General features: G+C 60.9%; 15 protein-coding genes. All 15 read left to right on the forward strand.

Features of this window, described 5'->3' with window-relative positions:
* The first annotated feature begins 272 nt into the window (after nt 1–272).
* The 15 genes from sdhC to AC0Z42_RS06420 all read left to right on the forward strand — a co-directional run bounded on the left by sdhC (nt 273) and on the right by AC0Z42_RS06420 (nt 15,276).
* Entirely contained in the window at nt 273–695 is a 423-nt protein-coding gene (gene sdhC, locus AC0Z42_RS06350; protein ID WP_485467401.1) for a succinate dehydrogenase, cytochrome b556 subunit, read from the forward strand.
* A 2-nt stretch (nt 696–697) separates the two neighbouring features.
* The gene (gene sdhD / locus AC0Z42_RS06355; protein WP_485467402.1) at nt 698–1,063 is read left to right on the forward strand and encodes a succinate dehydrogenase, hydrophobic membrane anchor protein; all 366 of its coding nucleotides are present in this window, start codon (nt 698–700) and stop codon (nt 1,061–1,063) included.
* A gap of 2 nt (nt 1,064–1,065) precedes the next feature.
* Nucleotides 1,066–2,847, forward strand: coding sequence for a succinate dehydrogenase flavoprotein subunit (gene sdhA, locus AC0Z42_RS06360; protein WP_485467403.1), 1,782 nt, complete (start codon nt 1,066–1,068; stop codon nt 2,845–2,847).
* 9 nt (nt 2,848–2,856) lie between these two features.
* Complete coding sequence (locus AC0Z42_RS06365) at nt 2,857–3,567, forward strand: succinate dehydrogenase iron-sulfur subunit (protein ID WP_485467404.1); 711 nt, start codon at nt 2,857–2,859, stop codon at nt 3,565–3,567.
* A gap of 123 nt (nt 3,568–3,690) precedes the next feature.
* Nucleotides 3,691–3,972, forward strand: a complete 282-nt coding sequence (locus AC0Z42_RS06370) for an FAD assembly factor SdhE (protein ID WP_485467405.1) — start codon at nt 3,691–3,693, stop codon at nt 3,970–3,972.
* Nucleotides 3,973–4,093: 121 nt separating this feature from the next.
* Nucleotides 4,094–5,398, forward strand: coding sequence for a citrate synthase (gltA, locus tag AC0Z42_RS06375; RefSeq protein WP_485467406.1), 1,305 nt, complete (start codon nt 4,094–4,096; stop codon nt 5,396–5,398).
* A 145-nt stretch (nt 5,399–5,543) separates the two neighbouring features.
* Nucleotides 5,544–5,888 (forward strand): winged helix-turn-helix transcriptional regulator, encoded by a 345-nt coding sequence (locus AC0Z42_RS06380; protein WP_485467407.1) that lies wholly within the window; start codon nt 5,544–5,546, stop codon nt 5,886–5,888.
* Between the two features lie 160 nt (nt 5,889–6,048).
* The gene (locus AC0Z42_RS06385; protein WP_485467408.1) at nt 6,049–6,588 is read left to right on the forward strand and encodes an NAD(P)H-dependent oxidoreductase; all 540 of its coding nucleotides are present in this window, start codon (nt 6,049–6,051) and stop codon (nt 6,586–6,588) included.
* A 318-nt stretch (nt 6,589–6,906) separates the two neighbouring features.
* Nucleotides 6,907–9,759, forward strand: coding sequence for a 2-oxoglutarate dehydrogenase E1 component (locus AC0Z42_RS06390; RefSeq protein WP_485467409.1), 2,853 nt, complete (start codon nt 6,907–6,909; stop codon nt 9,757–9,759).
* A gap of 80 nt (nt 9,760–9,839) precedes the next feature.
* Complete coding sequence (gene odhB, locus AC0Z42_RS06395; RefSeq protein WP_485467410.1) at nt 9,840–11,096, forward strand: 2-oxoglutarate dehydrogenase complex dihydrolipoyllysine-residue succinyltransferase; 1,257 nt, start codon at nt 9,840–9,842, stop codon at nt 11,094–11,096.
* A gap of 117 nt (nt 11,097–11,213) precedes the next feature.
* A complete protein-coding gene (locus AC0Z42_RS06400) occupies nt 11,214–11,585 on the forward strand; it encodes a PspC domain-containing protein (RefSeq protein ID WP_485467411.1) in 372 nt (123 codons plus the stop codon).
* Complete coding sequence (gene lpdA, locus AC0Z42_RS06405) at nt 11,575–13,005, forward strand: dihydrolipoyl dehydrogenase (RefSeq protein ID WP_485467412.1); 1,431 nt, start codon at nt 11,575–11,577, stop codon at nt 13,003–13,005. Before AC0Z42_RS06400 ends, lpdA begins: the two co-directional genes overlap by 11 nt.
* Before the next feature lie 69 nt (nt 13,006–13,074).
* Nucleotides 13,075–14,172, forward strand: a complete 1,098-nt coding sequence (zapE, locus tag AC0Z42_RS06410) for a cell division protein ZapE (protein WP_485467413.1) — start codon at nt 13,075–13,077, stop codon at nt 14,170–14,172.
* A gap of 19 nt (nt 14,173–14,191) precedes the next feature.
* Nucleotides 14,192–14,929: a hypothetical protein gene (locus AC0Z42_RS06415; RefSeq protein WP_485467414.1), complete on the forward strand. Its 738-nt coding sequence runs from the start codon at nt 14,192–14,194 to the stop codon at nt 14,927–14,929.
* 146 nt (nt 14,930–15,075) lie between these two features.
* Complete coding sequence (locus tag AC0Z42_RS06420) at nt 15,076–15,276, forward strand: YdcH family protein (protein ID WP_065310554.1); 201 nt, start codon at nt 15,076–15,078, stop codon at nt 15,274–15,276.
* Nucleotides 15,277–15,303: the final 27 nt, after the last annotated feature.

A 15,303-nucleotide genomic window follows, 5' to 3' on the forward strand; every position in this document is an offset into this window, starting at 1 on the left:
AAGTGCATCGTTGGAAAAGTGCTTGCGCAAGCAGGTGCTGGAGACAGCAGAAATTGCAGGCAAGCATGGGTCGTTTCGGCTGCCGCCATGGCGGCTTGTTTTTTGCCAGCGTTTCTGTAATTAAATTACGTGAACTACGGAAAGTAGCGCGGGATTGTGTAGTAAAAAACCATTTTGGTTATATGTAACAATAGATAGTGGTATGGCCTGCGAAAATCGGCGAAAATCGCGGCTTCCAATATTTAGTTCAGTTCAAAGGGGAGGTTTTTGTTATGTCTGAAGCCGTAAAAGAAGTACCAAAAAAAGAGCGGCCGCAATTCCGTAACATTCATGTTACCGAATTGTCGAACTACCGCATGGCGGTTGGCGCCATCGTCTCGATCCTGCATCGCATCAGCGGATTCATCATTTTCGCCTTGCTGCCGTGCATCCTGTACATGCTGGAACTGAGCCTGCGTTCCGAAATGTCCTACGCTTACTTCCAGGGCATCGCCTCGCACTGGTTCGTCAAGCTGATCACGCTGGGCCTGGTCTGGGCTTTCCTGCACCACTTCTGCGCCGGCATCCGCCATCTGTTCATGGACGTGCACGTCGCCATCGAAAAAGAACCGGCCCGCAAGACCGCCTCGGCCGTGCTGGTGATCAGCCTGGTGCTGACCGCACTGGTCGCTTTGAAACTGTTTGGAGTATTTTAAACATGGCAGACAATAACATCGGACCGAAACGCCTCGTCGTCGGCGCCCACTACGGCATGCGCGACTGGCTGGCCCAGCGCGTCACCGCCATCGTCATGGTGGCCTATGTCGCCATCCTGCTGATTTCCTTCCTGACCGGCCAGAACTTCAGCTATGAAGGCTGGGCTGGCTTGTTTGCGCAGCAATGGTTCAAATTATTCAGCCTGGTGACTTTCCTGGCGCTGTTTTACCACGCATGGGTCGGCATGCGCGATGTCTGGATGGACTACGTGAAAGCCACGGGCCTGCGCCTGACCTTGCAAATTGCCACCATGCTGTGGTTGATCGCTTGTGCCGGCTGGACGGTACAGATACTCTGGAGTGTGTAATCGTGGCAGCATATAAATCTGCAATTCCTACCCGCCGCTTTGATGCGGTGATCGTTGGCGCCGGCGGTTCCGGCATGCGCGCGTCGTTGCAACTGGCCGAAGCCGGCCTGAACGTCGCTGTACTGTCAAAAGTTTTCCCGACCCGCTCGCACACTGTTGCGGCGCAGGGCGGTATCGGCGCCTCGCTTGGCAACATGGCCGAAGACAACTGGTTCTGGCACATGTTCGACACCGTCAAGGGTGGCGACTATCTGGGCGACCAGGATGCCATCGAATTCATGTGCCGCGAAGCACCAAAAGTCGTGTACGAACTGGAACACTTCGGCATGCCGTTCGACCGCAACCCTGACGGCACGATCTACCAGCGTCCGTTCGGCGGCCACACCGCCCACTTCGGCGAAAAGCCGGTGCAGCGCGCCTGCGCGGCAGCCGACCGTACCGGTCACGCCCTGCTGCACACGCTGTACCAGCGCAATGTGCGCGCACGTACCCACTTCTTTGTCGAATGGATGGCGCTCGACCTGATCCGCGACGCCGAAGGCGACGTTATCGGCGTGGTTGCGCTGGAAATGGAAACCGGCGAATGCATGATCCTGGAAGCCAAGACCACCGTCATGGCGACCGGCGGCGCGGGCCGTATCTTTGCCGCCTCGACCAACGCCTTCATTAACACCGGCGACGGCATGGGCATGGCGGCACGCGCCGGCCTGCCGCTGCAGGACATGGAATTCTGGCAGTTCCACCCGACCGGCGTGGCCGGCGCGGGCGTGTTGATTACCGAAGGCGTGCGCGGCGAAGGCGGCATCCTGATCAACTCGGAAGGCGAACGCTTCATGGAGCGCTATGCGCCGACCCTGAAAGACCTGGCGCCGCGCGACTTCGTGTCGCGTTCGATGGACCAGGAAATCAAGGAAGGCCGCGGCTGCGGTCCGAACAAGGACCACGTGATGCTGGACCTGCGCCATATCGGCGCCGACACCATCGCCAAGCGCCTGCCGTCGATCCTGGAAATCGGCCACAAGTTCGCCAACGTCGACGCCACCAAGGAACCGATTCCTGTGGTACCGACGATTCACTACCAGATGGGCGGCATCCCGACGAATATTCACGGCCAGGTCGTCACCCCGACCGGTCCCGAGAAGTCGGCCAAGGTTGTCAACGGTCTGTACGCGATCGGCGAATGCGCCTGCGTGTCGGTCCACGGCGCGAACCGCCTGGGCACCAACTCGCTGCTCGACCTGGTGGTATTCGGCCGCGCGGCCGGCAACCATATCGTCAACAGCGGTTTGAAGGCCAAGGAAAACAAGCCTCTGCCAGCCGATGCAGCCGAGTTCGCGATGGGCCGCCTGGCGCGCCTGGAAAACTCGACCGGCACGGAAACCGTGCAGGGCGTGGCGAACGACATCCGCGCCACCATGCAGAAGTACTGCGGCGTGTTCCGTACCGACGAGATGCTGAACAAGGGCGTCGAAGAAATCATGAAACTGGACGAGCGCCGCAAGCACGTCTCGTTCAAGGACAAGTCGATGGTGTTCAACACCGCCCGCGTGGAAGCGCTGGAGCTGGACAACCTGATCGAAACGGCGAAAGCGACCATCGTCTCGGCAGCAGCGCGCAAGGAATCGCGCGGCGCGCATGCCCAGGACGATCACCCGACCCGTGACGACGACAACTGGATGAAGCACACACTGTGGTATTCGGAAGGCAACCGCCTGGACTACAAGCCGGTCGTGACCAAGCCGCTGACGGTAGATACCTTCAAACCGAAACCACGTACTTTCTAAGGCTATACCATGGCACGCACTCTCAAACTGAAAATTTACCGTTACGATCCCGACCAGGACGCCAAGCCGTACATGCAGGATGTCACGGTCGAATTGAAAGACACCGACAAGATGCTGCTCGACGCACTGCAGCGCATCAAGTCGGACGTCGATGACTCGCTGGCCCTGCGCCGCTCGTGCCGCGAAGGCGTGTGCGGTTCGGACGCGATGAACATCAACGGCAAGAACGGCCTGGCCTGCACCACCAACCTGAACGAGCTGACCGAGCCTATCGTGCTGCGTCCGTTGCCAGGCTTGCCGGTGATCCGCGACCTGATCGTCGACATGACGCAATTTTTCAAGCAGTACGATTCGATCAAGCCGTTCCTGATCAACGAATCGATCCCGCCTGAAAAAGAACGTTTGCAGTCGCCGGAGCAGCGCGAAGAACTCGATGGCCTGTACGAGTGCATCCTGTGCGCTTGCTGCTCGACCTCGTGCCCGTCGTTCTGGTGGAATCCGGACAAATTCGTCGGCCCGGCCGGCCTGTTGCAAGCCTACCGTTTCATCGCCGATTCGCGCGATGAAGCGACCGGCGCGCGCCTGGACAACCTGGAAGATCCTTACCGTCTGTTCCGCTGCCATTCGATCATGAACTGCGTCGACGTTTGCCCGAAAGGCCTGAACCCGAACAAGGCGATCGGCAAGATCAAGGAATTGATGGTACGCCGCGCGATCTGATCGTTCAGAACGTATCCCGCCGGCGCCGCTGGCAGGGCAAGGGAGTGGCCCTTGTCCTGTCTGGCGGCGCCGGCAAAGCAGTACCGTGCCGTTTTTACGGCACGCGCAAGATGGTAAAACCCAATGACAGAATCAATTTTGTCCTCGCATCAGGCCGACCCGGCCAACCGCGCCCGCCTGCGCTGGCGCTCGCGCCGTGGCCTGCTGGAAAACGACATCATCCTGACCCGTTTTCTCGATGCGCATGAAACCGAATTGACCGACGAAGAAGTCGACGCGCTGACGCGTTTGCTCGATTTGTCGGACAATGCGTTAATGGATCTGGTACTGGCCCGTAAAGAGCCGGAAGGCGAAGTCGATCTGCCGCACGTGCGCGCACTGCTGCAACGACTGCGCATTGCCTAGGCGCCTGGGCGATATATTGCAAACGGTGCGAGTGGCGCGCTGTAGCTCCGCAAGACGCGGGGCGAATTGCAGCCAGAATTTTTGATTTTAATTTCGACTCACTCCCGAGAAGGAAGAGCCCATGAATACCTCTGACACAAAAGCTACCCTGTCGTTCTCCGATGGCAGCCCATCGCTTGAATTTCCGATCTACAAAGGCACCGTTGGCCCGGACGTCATCGACATCCGCAAGCTGTACGCCGGTAGCGGCAAGTTCACCTACGACCCAGGCTTTATGTCGACCGCTTCTTGCAACTCGTCGATCACCTACATCGACGGCGACAAGGGCGAACTGCAATACCGTGGTTACCCGATCGAACAGTTGGCCGTCAACGCCGACTTCATGGAATCGTGCTACCTGCTGCTGAACGGCGAACTGCCGAACGCCGAGCAGAAAGCCAAGTTCGTCGACACCGTCACCAAGCACACCATGGTGCACGAGCAGATGCAATTCTTCTTCCGTGGCTTCCGCCGCGACGCGCACCCGATGTCGATCCTGGTCGGCACCGTCGGCGCGCTGGCCTCGTTCTACCATGATTCGCTCGACATCAACGACCCGCGCCACCGCGAAGTGTCGGCCATCCGCCTGATCGCCAAGATGCCGACCCTGGTCGCCATGACCTACAAGTACTCGATCGGCCAGCCGTTCACCTACCCACGCAACGACCTGTCGTACAGCGCCAACTTCATGCACATGATGTTTGCCAACCCGTGCGAAGAGTACAAGGTCAACGACGTGCTGGTGCGCGCCCTGGACCGCATCCTGATCCTGCACGCGGATCACGAGCAGAATGCTTCGACGTCGACCGTCCGCCTGGCCGGTTCGTCGGGCGCCAACCCGTTCGCCTGTATCGCTGCCGGTATCGCCTGCCTGTGGGGCCCTGCCCACGGCGGCGCCAACGAAGCGGCACTGAACATGCTGAAGGAAATCGGTTCGGTCGACAATATCCCGGCCTTCATCGAGCAGGTCAAGGACAAGAACTCCGGCGTCAAACTGATGGGCTTTGGCCACCGCGTGTACAAGAACTTCGACCCGCGCGCCAAGCTGATGCGTGAAACCTGCTACGAAGTGCTGCAAGAGCTGGGCCTGCAGGACGACCCGCTGTTCAAGCTGGCGATGGAACTGGAAAAGATTGCACTGAACGACGAATACTTCGTTTCGCGCAAACTGTACCCGAACGTCGACTTCTACTCGGGCATCGTGCAGTCCGCACTGGGCATCCCGGTATCGCTGTTTACCGGTATCTTCGCGATGGCCCGTACGATCGGCTGGATCGCCCAATGGAACGAAATGATCGCCGATCCGGAACAGAAAATCGGCCGTCCGCGTCAGTTGTTCGTCGGCGCCACCACCCGCGACGTGCCGCCATTGGACAAGCGCGCTTAAGTTACGGCGCCGTGTTCTTGCCGGGCCTTCGGGTCCGGCGCAAAAAAAGCGGGCCTGATGGCTCGCTTTTTTTTGCTGCGCTGAAACCTTGATGACAGCCGCCAGGCTGGCATGCTCATGCCGAATAAACAGGAAGCGGAACGTGATGAACGATGTAACATGCGCCCCCGGCGGCGTGGCGCTGGGCGAGACGGGGTTCGGCCATACCTTGTCGCTAATCGGCGGCAAGTACAAGATGCTGATCCTGTATGCACTGGCAGAAAACAAGGTGCTGCGGCATAACGAGCTCAAGCGCCATCTTGGCGGCATCGCCTTCAAGACCCTCAGCGTGGTCCTGAAGGAGCTGGAAGCCGATGCACTGATCATCCGCAAGGAATATCCGCAAGTGCCGCCCAAGGTCGAATATTTTCTCTCCAGCAAGGGGCTATCGCTGATCCCCGTGCTCAATACGCTGTGCGAGTGGGGCGAGCAGCACAGGGCAACACGGTAGCGACAGGAAGTGGTGGCTGGATGGGGCTGCTGCGTCCGCCAAGCTTACTTTTGTTACTGTATGAGTGATAAATATGCGTACTTGTGAAAGATACTCGCTAACGCTATGCTGCGTTTGCCTGCGCAGGCGCCTACCGTTCCATCCTCATGAAAGCCCTGTTATGAAAACCCTTGTGATCGTTTTTCATCCCTCCATCGCCACCTCGGTCGCCAACCAGCGCTGGCTGCAGGAAGTGGCGCTGCAGCCGCAGCGCTACACCATCCACGATGTGCACCAGGCTTATCCCGACGGCCAGATCGACGTGGCGCGCGAGCAGGCGCTGGTCGAGTCGCACGGCAGCGTGGTGCTGCAGTTCCCCGTGTACTGGTTCAACTGCCCGCCGCTGCTGAAGCGGTGGCTCGACGAGGTGCTGGCGCATGGCTGGGCCTACGGCAGCGGCGGCAACGCCTTCCGCGGCCGCAAGGTGGCGCTGGCCGTGACGGCCGGCATACGCGAGGAGGACTTCACCCCGCAAGGCAAGTGGCGCATCACCCTGGCGCAGCTGCTGGCGCCGTTCGATGTGACGCTGGCCTATATCGGCGCCGAGAGCAGGCCGCTCTTTGCCTTCTACGGCGCCGAAGACGGGCCGTCGGAGCACGGCTATGCCGAGCGGTTGGGACGCAGCGCGCAAGACTATGTGCGTTTCCTGTCCGCGTTGTAAGCATATTCCAGCGCCATGGCGCTTGCCGGCGGCGTCGCGGGCCGGTAGCGATGGTGCTGCGCGGCATTCGCATCAGTGCAACAATGCGGCCCGCAAGCCCCGCAAGGCTTACATTTGCTTGCCAAATAAAAGTCAGGCGGCGGTTGTTGCGTTACAATACTGCGTGCTATTCTAAATGACGGTATGCAGAATGCTGGTGCAATAAACAAGCCCTTCCCCACAACTTGATGTGCAATCCGCTAACCGGTCAGGCCGTGTCGCGGAAGGTTAGACTAACCCGCTAATTCCTCGCGAAACGCGAAGAGAGGTGAGCAATATATGCAGCAATTAACGACCAACTCCTACCTGTTCGGTGGGAATGCTCCGTACGTGGAAGACCTGTACGAAGCGTATCTGAACAATCCCGGCTCGGTGCCTGACAACTGGCGTGCCTACTTCGACGCAATGCAGCACGTGCCTGCCGTCGATGGCACCAACAAGCCTGATGTCGCCCACGCTTCCGTGGTTGCCTCGTTCGCCGAGCGCGCCAAGGCCGGTCCGATCCGCACCGTTACCGCTTCCTTCGACGCCGAAATGGGCCGCAAGCGCGTCGCCGCCACCCAGCTGATCGCCGCTTACCGCTACCTTGGTTCGCACTGGGCCAACCTGGACCCGCTGCAGCGCCAGGAACGTCCGATGATCCCGGAACTGGAACCGAGCTTCTACGGTTTCAACGATGCCGACATGGACACCGTGTTCAACATCAGCAATACCTATTTTGGCCCCGAGACCGCCACCCTGCGCGATCTGCTCAACTTCCTGCGCGATACCTACACGCGCTCGATCGGCGCCGAATTCATGTACATCTCCGACCCGGCCGAAAAGCGCTGGCTGCAAGAGAAACTTGAATCGATCCGCTCCACCCCGAATTTCAGCGCCGAGAAAAAAGTCCACATCCTGGACCGCCTGACGGCAGCCGAAGGCCTGGAACGCTATCTGCACACCCGCTATGTCGGCCAGAAGCGCTTCTCGCTCGAAGGCGGCGAAACCTTTATCGCCTCGATGGATGAAACCATCCAGCGCGCCGGCGAAAAAGGCGTGCAGGAAATCGTCATCGGCATGGCCCACCGCGGCCGCCTGAACGTACTGGTGAACACCCTGGGCAAGGCGCCACAGGAACTGTTCGAAGAATTCGAAGGCAAGCATGGCGACGACCTGCCGGCCGGCGACGTGAAATACCACCAGGGCTTCTCGTCGGACATCTCCACCGCAGGCGGCCCGGTCCACCTGTCGCTGGCGTTCAACCCGTCGCACCTGGAAATCGTCAACCCGGTGGTCGAAGGTTCCGTCAAGGCCCGCATGGACCGCCGCGGCGACGCGCAAGGCGCGCAAGTGCTGCCGATCCTGGTGCACGGCGACGCCGCTTTTGCCGGCCAGGGCGTGGTCATGGAAACGCTGAATCTGGCGCAAACGCGTGGCTACCACACCGGTGGCACCGTGCACATCGTCATCAACAACCAGATCGGTTTCACTACTTCCGACCCGCGCGATGCACGTTCGACCCTGTACTGCTCGGACGTCGTGAAAATGATCGAAGCACCGGTCCTGCATATCAATGCCGATGATCCTGAAGCCGTGGTGCTGGCGACGCAAATCGCGCTCGACTACCGCATGGAATTCAAGAAGGACATCGTCCTCGATATCATCTGCTACCGCAAGCTGGGCCACAACGAGCAAGATACGCCTGCCTTGACCCAGCCTCTGATGTACAAGAAGATCGGCCAGCATCCAGGCACCCGCAAGCTGTACGCGGACAAACTGATTGCCCAGGGCGTGATTCCTGCCGATGGCGGCGACAAGATGGTGGCCGCCTTCCGCGACGCCATGGACGCCGGCAAGCACACCGTCGACCCGGTCATCTCGAACTTCAAGAACAAGTACGCGGTCGACTGGCTGCCGTTCCTGAACAAGAAATGGACCGACTCGGCCGACACCGCCGTGCCGATGACCGAACTGAAACGCCTGGCCACCCGTATCACCACCGTGCCGGAAGACTTCAAGGTCCACTCGCTGGTTGAAAAAGTACTGGGCGACCGTGCCACCATGGGCCGCGGCGAAATGAACCTGGACTGGGGCATGGGCGAACACCTGGCCTACGCCTCGCTGGTATCGTCCGGCTACGCGATCCGCCTGACCGGCCAGGACGCCGGCCGCGGTACTTTTGTTCACCGCCACGCCGTGCTGCACGACCAGAACCGCGAGCGCTGGGATGCCGGTACCTACATTCCGCTGCAAAACGTGTCCGACAGCCAGGCCCCGTTCACCGTCATCGATTCGGTGCTGTCCGAAGAAGCCGTACTGGCCTTCGAATACGGCTACTCGACGGCCGAGCCGAACACCCTGACGATCTGGGAAGCCCAGTTCGGCGACTTCGCCAACGGCGCGCAAGTGGTGATCGACCAGTTCATCAGCTCCGGCGAAGTGAAATGGGGCCGCGCTTCGGGCCTGGTGATGATGCTGCCGCACGGTTACGAGGGCCAGGGTCCGGAGCACTCGTCCGCCCGTCCAGAGCGTTTCCTGCAGCTGTGCGCTGACAACAACATGCAAGTGGTGCAGCCAACCACGGCCGCGCAGATTTTCCACCTGCTGCGCCGCCAGATGGTGCGCCAGTTCCGCAAGCCGCTGGTGATCATGACGCCGAAGTCGCTGCTGCGCAACAAGGACGCCGGCTCGCCGCTGACCGACCTGGCCAAGGGCAGCTTCCAGACCGTGATCGGCGAAGTCGACGACAAAATCGACGCCAAGAAGGTCAAGCGCGTGATCGCCTGCTCGGGCAAGGTCTACTACGACCTGGTCAACGCACGCAAGACGCGCGGCCAGACCGACACGGCCATCGTGCGCCTGGAACAGCTGTACCCGTTCCCGCACAAGTCGTTCGCTGCGGAACTGAAAAAGTTCCCGAACCTGGTCGAAGTGGTATGGACCCAGGACGAGCCGCAGAACCAGGGCGCCTGGTTCCAGATCCAGCACAACATCTTCGAAGGCCTGGAATCGGGTCAACGCCTGGCCTACGCCGGCCGTCCTGCTTCGGCGTCGCCGGCTGTCGGTTACTATGACAAGCACTACGCCCAGCAAAAAGACCTGCTGGAAACGGCGTTCTCGAAGCTCAAGGGCTTTATTCTCACCAAGTAAGCGGTCGACTGTAACGTCACGGAGCGCCGCCACTGCTACGCAGCGGCGGCGCCGCAATAACAAAATAAACGGAGTTTTACATGGCACAAATCGAAGTCAAAGTACCCCAGTTGTCGGAATCGGTTGCGGAAGCAACCCTGTTGGCATGGCATAAAAAAGTCGGCGAGCCAGTATCGCGCGACGAGAACATGATCGATATCGAAACCGATAAAGTGGTACTGGAATTGCCGGCGCCGGTCGCTGGCGTGATCGTGCAAATCATCAAGGACAACGGCGCCACCGTGGTGGCCGGCGAAGTCATCGCCATCATCGATACCGAAGGTTCGGCCAAGGTCAGCCCGCTGGAAGTGTCGGCCATCCCTGCGCCAGCACTGGCGGCCGCCGCCCAGGAAACCTCGACTGCTTCGGCGCCTGCCGCTGCTACCAAGGGTGACGTGGCGATGCCTGCCGCTGCCAAGATCCTGTCCGAAAAAGGTCTGGCCGCTGGCGACGTTGCCGGTTCCGGCAAAGACGGCCGCGTCACCAAGGGCGACGCCCTGGCCGCTTCCGCCAAGCCAGCTGCTGCCGCGCCTGCGCCGGTTGCCGCCAAGCCGGCCCTGCAGCAAGTTGCCGCACCTGGCGCCGCCAGCCTGGGCGACCGTCCGGAAGAGCGCGTGCCGATGAGCCGCCTGCGCGCCCGTATCGCCGAGCGCCTGCTGCAATCGCAATCGACCAACGCCATCCTGACCACGTTCAATGAAGTGAACATGGCGCCAGTGATGGAATTGCGCAACAAGTACAAGGACAAGTTCGAGAAAGAGCACGGCGTCAAGCTGGGTTTCATGTCGTTCTTCGTCAAGGCCGCCGTCGCCGCCCTGAAAAAGTACCCGATCATCAACGCCTCGGTCGATGGCAATGACATCGTCTACCACGGCTACTTCGACATCGGCATCGCGGTCGGTTCGCCACGCGGCCTGGTGGTGCCTATCCTGCGCAACGCCGACCAGATGTCGATCGCCGAGATCGAAAAGAAAATCGGCGAATTCGGCGCGAAAGCCAAAGAAGGCAAGCTGACCCTGGACGACCTGACCGGCGGTACCTTCTCGATCTCGAACGGCGGCACCTTCGGCTCGATGCTGTCGACCCCGATCATCAACCCGCCACAATCGGCGATCCTGGGCGTGCATGCGACCAAGGACCGTGCAGTCGTGGAAAACGGCCAGATCGTGGTGCGTCCGATGAACTACCTGGCCATGTCGTACGATCACCGCATCATCGACGGCCGCGAAGCCGTGCTGGGCCTGGTCGCGATGAAGGAAGCGCTGGAAGATCCGGCACGCCTGCTGCTGGACCTGTAATGCCGGAGCTGTAGTACCGCGTTCACCCCGGCGCAGCCGCCGGGGCAGCGCAGGCAGTACCGTTGTACCCCGTGCCAGAAGACGCAGCTGGCTGATCTCAACTCAAAGAGGATTCCTATGAACGTCTCTGAAGAAATCAAGCGTCTGCATGAGTTACACCTGGCTGGCGCATTAAGCGATACTGAATTTGCGCAAGCCAAGGCCAAGCTATTGGGCGGCATCAGGCCGGACCAGCCGAACACCGCGTTCGACGATGGTCCCGCGAACGACCTGGTACAGGAATTCAGCCGGCTGCGCCGCTCGCGCGGCGACCGCTGGCTGGGTGGCGTATGTGGCGGCCTGGGCCGCGCTTCCGGCATGGAAGCGTGGATCTGGCGCCTGGTGTTCGTGCTGTTTACGCTGACCTTCGGCTTTGGCGTGGTGATTTACCTTCTATTGTGGATTTTCGTCCCGGACGAAGAGATTGGAATAACAAAACATGAGTACTAAACAATTTGACGTCGTCGTCATCGGCGCCGGCCCTGGCGGCTATATCGCCGCCATTCGCGCAGCCCAGCTGGGCTTTACCGTCGCTTGCATCGACGAATGGTCGAACGCCAAGGGCGGCGCCGCTCCTGGCGGTACCTGCACCAACGTCGGCTGCATCCCGTCGAAAGCGCTGCTGCAATCGTCCGAGCATTTCGAACACGCTGGCCACAGCTTCGCCGAGCACGGCATCGATGTTGCCGGCCTGACGCTGAACCTGGGCCAGATGTTGAAGCGCAAGGATACCGTCGTCAAGCAGAACAACGACGGCATCCTGTACCTGTTCAAGAAGAACAAGATCGCCTTCTTCCACGGCCGCGCATCGTTTGCCGGCGCCGCTGGCGAAGGCTATGAGATCAGCGTGGTTGGCGAAGCCAATGAAACGTTGAGCACCAAGCACGTCATCATCGCCACCGGTTCGAACGCACGCGAACTGCCAGGCGCGCCATTCGACGAGAAACTGATTTTGTCGAACACCGGCGCACTGGCGATCGACGCCGTACCGGCCAAGCTGGGCGTGATCGGCGCCGGCGTGATCGGCCTGGAAATGGGCAGCGTATGGCGCCGCCTGGGTTCCGACGTGACCATCCTCGAAGGCCTGCCAGTGTTGCTGGGCGCGGTCGACGAGCAGATCGCCAAGGAAGCGGGCAAGCTGTTTGCCAAGCAGGGCCTGAAGATCAGCCTGGGCTGCAAGATCGGCACCATCACGCCGGGCGCGGACAATGTCAGCGTTGAATACGTCGATGCCAAGGGCGAAGCTGTCACCGCCGTGTTCGACAAGCTGATCATCTCGATCGGCCGTACGCCGAACACCAATGGCCTCGGTGCCGATAAAGTGGGCCTGCAACTGGACGAACGCGGCTTCATCGCCGTCGACGGCGATTGCAAGACCAACCTGGCCAATGTCTGGGCAGTGGGTGACGTGGTGCGCGGCCCGATGCTGGCGCACAAGGCCGAAGAAGAAGGCGTTGCCGTGGCCGAGCGTATCGCCGGCCAGCATGGCCACACCAACTTCAACACGATTCCGTGGGTGATCTACACCTCGCCGGAAATCGCGTGGGTCGGCAAGACCGAGCAGACGCTGAAAGCCGAAGGCATCGCCTACAAGGCTGGCAGCTTCCCGTTCCTGGCCAACGGCCGCGCGCGCGCGCTGGGCGACACGTCGGGCATGGTCAAGTTCCTGGCTGATGCAACCACCGATGAAATCCTCGGCGTGCACATCGTCGGTCCGATGGCCTCCGAGCTGATTTCGGAAGCCGTGGTGGCGATGGAATTCAAGGCTTCGGCCGAAGACATCGCGCGTATCTGCCACGCTCACCCGTCCCTGTCGGAAGCGACCAAGGAAGCGGCGCTGGCGGTTGACAAGCGTACCTTGAACTTTTAATTGTAGTTAGTCCTACAGGGGCGCTCGCGGCTTTGGCCGCCAGCGCCCCTGCGCGTTGAATCGAGCCCCATGAACGTAGAAGAGTTTTACCAGAACGCGTTGCAGCAGCGCGATTTCAAGGCAGACGCGGCACAGCGCCGCGCCGTCGACCGCCTGCAACTGTGCTATGACGAATGGGTGGCCTACAAGGGCCAGCGCTCAAGCACCTTCAAGCGCCTGATCAATCGCCCTCAAGTGCCGAAAGGCGTGTACATGTGGGGCGGGGTAGGGCGCGGCAAGTCTTTTTTGATGGACAGTTTTTATTCGGTGGTGCCGCTGGTGCGCAAGACGCGCCTGCACTTCCATGAATTCATGCGCGGCGTGCACCAGCAGCTCGATGAATTGAAAGGTGTGGCCGACCCGTTAGATGAGGTCGCCAAGCGCATCGCCAAGAAATACCGCTTGATCTGTTTCGATGAGTTTCATGTGTCCGACATCGCCGATGCGATGATCCTGTACAACCTGCTGTCGGCCCTGTTCGACAACGGCGTGTCCTTCATCATGACCTCGAACTACGATCCGGACCTGCTGTACCCGGACGGCCTGCACCGCGACCGCATGCTGCCGACCATCGCCTTGTTAAAGGAGAAGCTCGACGTGATGAACGTCGACGCCGGCGTCGACTACCGCGGCCGTGCGCTGGAACAGGTCGACAGCTACTACACGCCGCTGGGCGCGGCCACCGACAAGGCCCTGCGCGACGCGTATGCGCGCATTGCCGAGACTGCCGACGAAGATGCGCGCATACGCATCGAGAGCCGCGAGATCCACTGCCTGCGCCGCGCCGGCGGCATCATCTGGTTCGACTTCGCCACCCTGTGCGGCGGGCCGCGCTCGCAAAATGATTACCTTGAAATCGCCAGCCGCTTTCATACAGTGATATTGTCGGCGATACCGGCCATGTCGGCGGCGCAGTCGTCCGAGGCGCGCCGCTTCACCTGGCTGATCGACGTGTTCTACGACCAGAAGGTCAAGCTGATCATGTCGGCCGAAGTGCCGCCCGAGCAGCTCTATACGAACGGCATGCTGGCCAATGAATTCCACCGTACCGTATCGCGCATCGTCGAAATGCAGTCGCGCGAGTACATGGAAAAAGAACAGCGCGGCGCGGCCGACGCTATTGTTTGAGGCAAGGCGGAGAGACAGGATGAAAATGATGACGACGATGATGGGCAAATGGAGCGGGTTGTTGAGCGGCGCGCTGGCATGCGCGCTGCTGCTGCCGGCTTGCGCCGTGCAGAACAGGGCGGCCATGGATGAGGTGGGCATGCCGCAGGTGCCGCCCACCGTGACGATGGTCGAGGCCAATGCCAAGCTCAAGCAGGTCGCCGCCGAACGCGAAGCGGCCGAGAGCGCCTATGCGGCGCGCGAACTGGTGTGCTATGACAAATTTTTCGTCAATAATTGCCTCGACAAGGCCAAGGAAATGCGCCGCCTGACCCTGGTGCGCCTGCGCGCCATCGAAGCCGAGGCCAGCCATTTCCAGCGCGCCGAATCGGTGCGCCTGCGTGACGCCGACCTGGCGCGCACCCAGCAGGATGCGCGCGATGACCTGGCCGAGCGCACCGCCGCCACGCCGAAGACCATGAAAGTGCTTGCGCCCGAGGCGACGCCGGCCAAACCGGCCAAACCGGCCGGGCCGACCCTGGCCGAGCGCCAGGCCCAGCACGCTGCGGAAGTGAAACAACAGGCTGCGCAAGACGCCGCCGAGGCGCCGCAGCGCGCCGCGCGCGAAGCGAGTTTTGCGCGCAAGCAGGCCGAAGCGGTGAAGCGCCAGGAGCGGGTCGCCAAGCGCCTGGCCGAGCGCGAAAAAGCCGCTGCCGCCAAGGCGGCCAAGGCTGCTGCCGCAGCCAGTGCACCGCCACCACCGATCGGCGACAACTGAGCCGGCCGCACTGGCCTGGCCCAAAATGGCGTGCCGGATTGCGCCCGGCAGGTTAAACTACTGCCTTGCCGGTTCTGCCGGCGCAGATGATTGCACATGCGCCCGGCGCATGTGTCCACTCCATACTATTGCCTGGAATGCAACACATGAGCGATGCACAGCATATACAGCGGCGCCTGATTGAACTGGACGTGGAACACCGCGACCTCGATGCCGTCATCGAGTTGCTGGTGCTCGATGGCCACCATGACGAATTGCAACTGCGGCGCCTGAAAAAGCGCAAATTGCAGTTGAAAGACCATATCACCTTGCTGAAAATGCAATTGGTGCCCGATGTGCCCGCCTGAGGGACGCCAGTAGCGTCCGGCCTCCTT

The sequence above is a fragment of the Janthinobacterium sp. 1L-D-8-B-C4 genome, from assembly GCF_057291295.1.

What these genes read in the sequence shown, in the direction of transcription:
- AC0Z42_RS06365 (WP_485467404.1), top strand. Translation starts at nt 2,857, where the DNA reads ATGGCACGCACTCTCAAACTGAAAATTTACCGTTACGATCCCGACCAG.
- AC0Z42_RS06415 (WP_485467414.1), top strand. Translation starts at nt 14,192, where the DNA reads ATGAAAATGATGACGACGATGATGGGCAAATGGAGCGGGTTGTTGAGC.
- AC0Z42_RS06390 (WP_485467409.1), top strand. Translation starts at nt 6,907, where the DNA reads ATGCAGCAATTAACGACCAACTCCTACCTGTTCGGTGGGAATGCTCCG.
- AC0Z42_RS06380 (WP_485467407.1), top strand. Translation starts at nt 5,544, where the DNA reads ATGAACGATGTAACATGCGCCCCCGGCGGCGTGGCGCTGGGCGAGACG.
- zapE (WP_485467413.1), top strand. Translation starts at nt 13,075, where the DNA reads ATGAACGTAGAAGAGTTTTACCAGAACGCGTTGCAGCAGCGCGATTTC.
- AC0Z42_RS06385 (WP_485467408.1), top strand. Translation starts at nt 6,049, where the DNA reads ATGAAAACCCTTGTGATCGTTTTTCATCCCTCCATCGCCACCTCGGTC.
- lpdA (WP_485467412.1), top strand. Translation starts at nt 11,575, where the DNA reads ATGAGTACTAAACAATTTGACGTCGTCGTCATCGGCGCCGGCCCTGGC.
- AC0Z42_RS06400 (WP_485467411.1), top strand. Translation starts at nt 11,214, where the DNA reads ATGAACGTCTCTGAAGAAATCAAGCGTCTGCATGAGTTACACCTGGCT.
- sdhC (WP_485467401.1), top strand. Translation starts at nt 273, where the DNA reads ATGTCTGAAGCCGTAAAAGAAGTACCAAAAAAAGAGCGGCCGCAATTC.
- odhB (WP_485467410.1), top strand. Translation starts at nt 9,840, where the DNA reads ATGGCACAAATCGAAGTCAAAGTACCCCAGTTGTCGGAATCGGTTGCG.
- gltA (WP_485467406.1), top strand. Translation starts at nt 4,094, where the DNA reads ATGAATACCTCTGACACAAAAGCTACCCTGTCGTTCTCCGATGGCAGC.
- AC0Z42_RS06370 (WP_485467405.1), top strand. Translation starts at nt 3,691, where the DNA reads ATGACAGAATCAATTTTGTCCTCGCATCAGGCCGACCCGGCCAACCGC.
- sdhD (WP_485467402.1), top strand. Translation starts at nt 698, where the DNA reads ATGGCAGACAATAACATCGGACCGAAACGCCTCGTCGTCGGCGCCCAC.
- AC0Z42_RS06420 (WP_065310554.1), top strand. Translation starts at nt 15,076, where the DNA reads ATGAGCGATGCACAGCATATACAGCGGCGCCTGATTGAACTGGACGTG.